This window comes from Gammaproteobacteria bacterium (assembly GCA_027296625.1).
GTDB lineage: Bacteria > Pseudomonadota > Gammaproteobacteria > JAKEHO01 > JAKEHO01 > JAKEHO01.
Window position 1 is genome coordinate 1 of sequence record JAPUIX010000084.1, and the last position, 3,616, is coordinate 3,616.

A 3,616-nucleotide genomic window follows, 5' to 3' on the forward strand; every position below is an offset into this window, starting at 1 on the left:
GTTACTTCTTTTGTTTTGTCTTAAAATAATGTTGGTGCCGGGGTGTGTGTGTTGTCTTTTTTTTGGTTTTTAAAAACCACGCGACCGGGATGCATAGTGGCGGTAATGCCGCCGACGGAATTAATGCTAATGATTTTACTAACACCACTTTCCTTAAGTGCCCAAATGTTCGCCCGGTAATTCACGCGATGGGGCGGGATGGTGGGTGGATCGCCGTGACGGGTGAGAAATACGATCTCTCTGTCACAGTACAACCCAAAGATGAGTTCTGCTGAAGGTTCACCAAATGGAGTTTGCTGTCCTTCGCGATGGGTGATCTGGAGGTGATCGAGGGGCATGAGACCGGTGCCGCTGATGATCGCGAGTTCCGTCATGTTTCCTTCACCGCGTAAATACCTGCAGCATTGCGAAGATAGCCCAAATAGTCCATGCCGTATCCGAACACGTAGCGATTGGGGACGGTAAGCCCCACAAAATCGACCCGCTTCAGCCCTCGGTGCCGTGCCACGGTTTTCTCAAGAAGCACAGCCGTATACACAGCTCGCGCGCCCGCACGGTTGCACTCCTCGACGATCGCTGCAAGGGACAGACCCTCATCCAGTATGTCGTCAACGATGAGGACAGTACGATCGGTTAGGGAGATCTCTGGATGCTTCAGCCATTGCAATTTGCCCCCTGCCGTCTTTTCTCGGTAGCGCGTCGCATGTAGGTAGTCGACCTGCAGTGGAAAATCAAGGCGCATCAATAGCTTGCCTGTGGGAACGATACCCCCCACCATTACACACAAGAGTATTGGGTTTGAGTCCCTAAGCGTCACTGCGATGGCTTCTGCAAGCCGATCAAATGCTTGTTCGACTTGTTCTACCGTGTAAATGAGGTCGGCCGCCGCCAAGGTGGCGGTGCTGCGGCGCAAACGATCTGGTTTCCTTGGCCGGCTCATTATGCCTGAGTATTATCCTTGCCGGGGCCATTTTTACCAGCAGGTTCAGCGTGGACTGCCACGCCAGACCTCCAGCAGGGGCGCACATGGTCAATTGTGCCCTCGGATTGCGTGAGCGCATGTGGCACCATTGGAGTCTAAAAGTTACTGTAGGCATATTTAGGTGGCGTTTTCTCGATGACTAGGGCCGCACTCGTATTCTCCCTTTTTGCTGCGTTGGCGTGGCATGTCTTTGCGGACACGGAGCATTTTGCCACCGTTCTGACGATCAAGGATGCTATCGGACCGGCGATAGGTGATTACGTACATCGTGGGCTTGAGCAAGCAAGGGAGGAAGGCGCAAAGTTAGTTATCATCCGCATGGATACGCCGGGAGGTCTGGACACGGCAATGCGGGAAATCATCCGCGATATTATTGCCTCCCCCATTCCGGTCGTTGTGTATGTGGCGCCCTCGGGCGCACGGGCCGCAAGCGCGGGGACTTACATGCTATATGCGGCCCACATTGCGGCGATGGCCCCAGGAACTAATTTAGGGGCTGCAACGCCGGTCCAGATCGGGGGGCTACCGGAAATCAAGCCGCCTAGCGGCGTTGGTGAGGACGACAAAGACGAGGATCGAGATACCATTGATGCTATGCAGAAGAAGATCGTAAACGACGCCGTAGCGTACATCCGCAGTCTTGCGGAAATGCGTGACCGCAATGCAGAGTGGGCCGAAAAAGCAGTACGCGAGGCCGCAAGCTTGTCCGCTGAGGAGGCATTGAAGCAAGGTGTAGTCGACGTCATGGCGAGGGATATCCCCGAACTACTGTCGGAACTGGATGGTCGTGAAGTCAATGTGGCGGGGCGGGATGTGAAGTTGGATACAGCGGGCCTCGTTGTCCAGATCATCGACCCCGACTGGCGAAGTCGGTTGCTCGCCGTCATCACCAACCCGAATGTGGCCTACATCCTGATGCTTTTGGGGGTTTATGGACTCATCTTTGAGCTGGCGAATCCAGGCAGTGTGCTGCCGGGAGTGATCGGCGCCATTTGCCTGTTGCTGGCCCTGTATGCCTTGCAAGTATTGCCGGTTAACTATGCGGGGCTTGCGCTCATCATCCTTGGCATTGTCTTTATGATCAGTGAGGCGTTTGTTCCCAGCTTTGGTGTCTTGGGCATCGGTGGGGTCATTGCCTTTGTTATCGGTTCGGTGATTCTCTTTGATACTGGCGAGGGCGGTGTGGCAATCTCCATTCCGTTAATTGGCACGTTGGCGCTTTTAAGTGCGGGCTTTTTCATGGTCGTTACGGGTATGGCCTTGAAGGTGCATCGTGGTCCGGTCGTCAGCGGCATGGAAGAAATGGTTGGGATTCAAGGCGAGGTTTTAGATGATTTTGATGGCTCTGGACGTATACGCGCCCACGGAGAATCGTGGCAAGCGCACTCGGACGCGCCGCTTCGGCGTGGTCAAAAAGTACGGGTTACCCGACTCGAAGGGCTAACCTTGGTTGTTGAGCCAATAAACAAGGAGCAATGATATGATGACTATGACCGCACTAATAACCCTCGTCGTCACGTCACTCTTAGTGTTGTGGCTGATATTAAATATACTCCGCGAATATGAGCGTGGAGTGGTGTTTCTACTTGGCCGTTTTCAACGGGTGAAGGGGCCTGGACTCATTATTATTATCCCGGGAATACAGCAGATGGAGCGCATTGATCTCAGAACAATTGTGATGGACGTGCCGAGCCAGGATGTGATCTCGCGGGATAATGTATCTGTGAAAGTCAATGCGGTGATCTACTTTCGCGTAATTGACCCGGAAAGGGCGATTATTCAGGTTGAGAACTTTCAACTCGCCACCAGTCAGCTTGCCCAAACGACGCTCCGCTCGGTCCTTGGCCAGCATGAACTGGACGAGATTCTTGCGGAACGCGAAAAACTCAACTTGGATGTTCAAAAGATCCTGGATGAGCAGACGGATGCTTGGGGCATCAAGGTCAGCAATGTGGAGATCAAACACGTTGATCTCGATGAAAGCATGATCCGGGCCATTGCGAAACAGGCCGAAGCGGAACGAGAGCGGAGAGCAAAGGTCATCCACGCCGAAGGCGAGCTCCAGGCGTCGGGAAAACTGTTGCAGGCGGCTCAGGTCCTGTCAAAGAATCCGCAGTCGTTGCAACTGCGTTATCTTCAAACGCTAACAGAAATTGCCGGGGAGAAGAGTTCAACCATTGTGTTTCCTTTGCCGATTGACCTGGTCAAGCCGCTCATGGATCTGGTGGCGAGCAAAAGTAAGGTTGGTGCTTGATCGCTCGTTGTTAGCACGGAGCGAGCTGTCTAAGCAATCACCCTTGAGCATGTAAGAGGGGATCAGTGACGCGCGTTGACTTGTCGTCAGAGGCCGGCTCTAAGCAGCTAATGGCTCTCATTAGATCGTATGCGACCCGCTCCTTCGAGTCGTGCTGTATTCGTTGAGTTTCGGTCATTGTTTAGTGCTCCTATGGTTAGGTGGGCCCCGCTTCGGCGGGGCCTTTATTTTCTTCACACCAGTTGCTGGAATTTGCAAATTGGGCACAAATAGCGCTCGGAAACCATGCCGTCGTCGCTTTCAGGCCAATGTTGCAGTCTGATTAACTTGTCGTTTGAGTCGTAACAGGCAGGGCAGTAAGGGCCATCACGTATTTCTTT

General features: G+C 53.4%; 4 protein-coding genes. 2 read left to right on the forward strand and 2 right to left on the reverse strand.

The window, feature by feature from the left end; translation table 11 throughout:
* Positions 1-20: 20 nt before the first annotated feature.
* Together O6944_04600 and O6944_04605 are read right to left on the reverse strand one after the other, a co-directional pair.
* A complete protein-coding gene (locus O6944_04600) occupies positions 21-374 on the reverse strand; it encodes a hypothetical protein (GenBank protein ID MCZ6718419.1) in 354 nt (117 codons plus the stop codon).
* Positions 371-940, reverse strand: a complete 570-nt coding sequence (locus O6944_04605; protein MCZ6718420.1) for a hypoxanthine-guanine phosphoribosyltransferase — start codon at positions 938-940, stop codon at positions 371-373. Before O6944_04605 ends, O6944_04600 begins: the two co-directional genes overlap by 4 nt.
* A gap of 177 nt (positions 941-1,117) precedes the next feature.
* Here O6944_04605 and O6944_04610 point away from each other — a divergent pair, with 177 nt between their 5' ends.
* Both O6944_04610 and O6944_04615 read left to right on the forward strand, forming a co-directional pair.
* Positions 1,118-2,461 (forward strand): nodulation protein NfeD, encoded by a 1,344-nt coding sequence (locus O6944_04610; protein ID MCZ6718421.1) that lies wholly within the window; start codon positions 1,118-1,120, stop codon positions 2,459-2,461.
* Positions 2,462-2,465: 4 nt separating this feature from the next.
* On the forward strand, positions 2,466-3,236 hold the full coding sequence (locus O6944_04615; protein ID MCZ6718422.1) for a slipin family protein: 771 nt from the start codon (positions 2,466-2,468) through the stop codon (positions 3,234-3,236).
* The last annotated feature ends 380 nt before the right edge of the window (positions 3,237-3,616 follow it).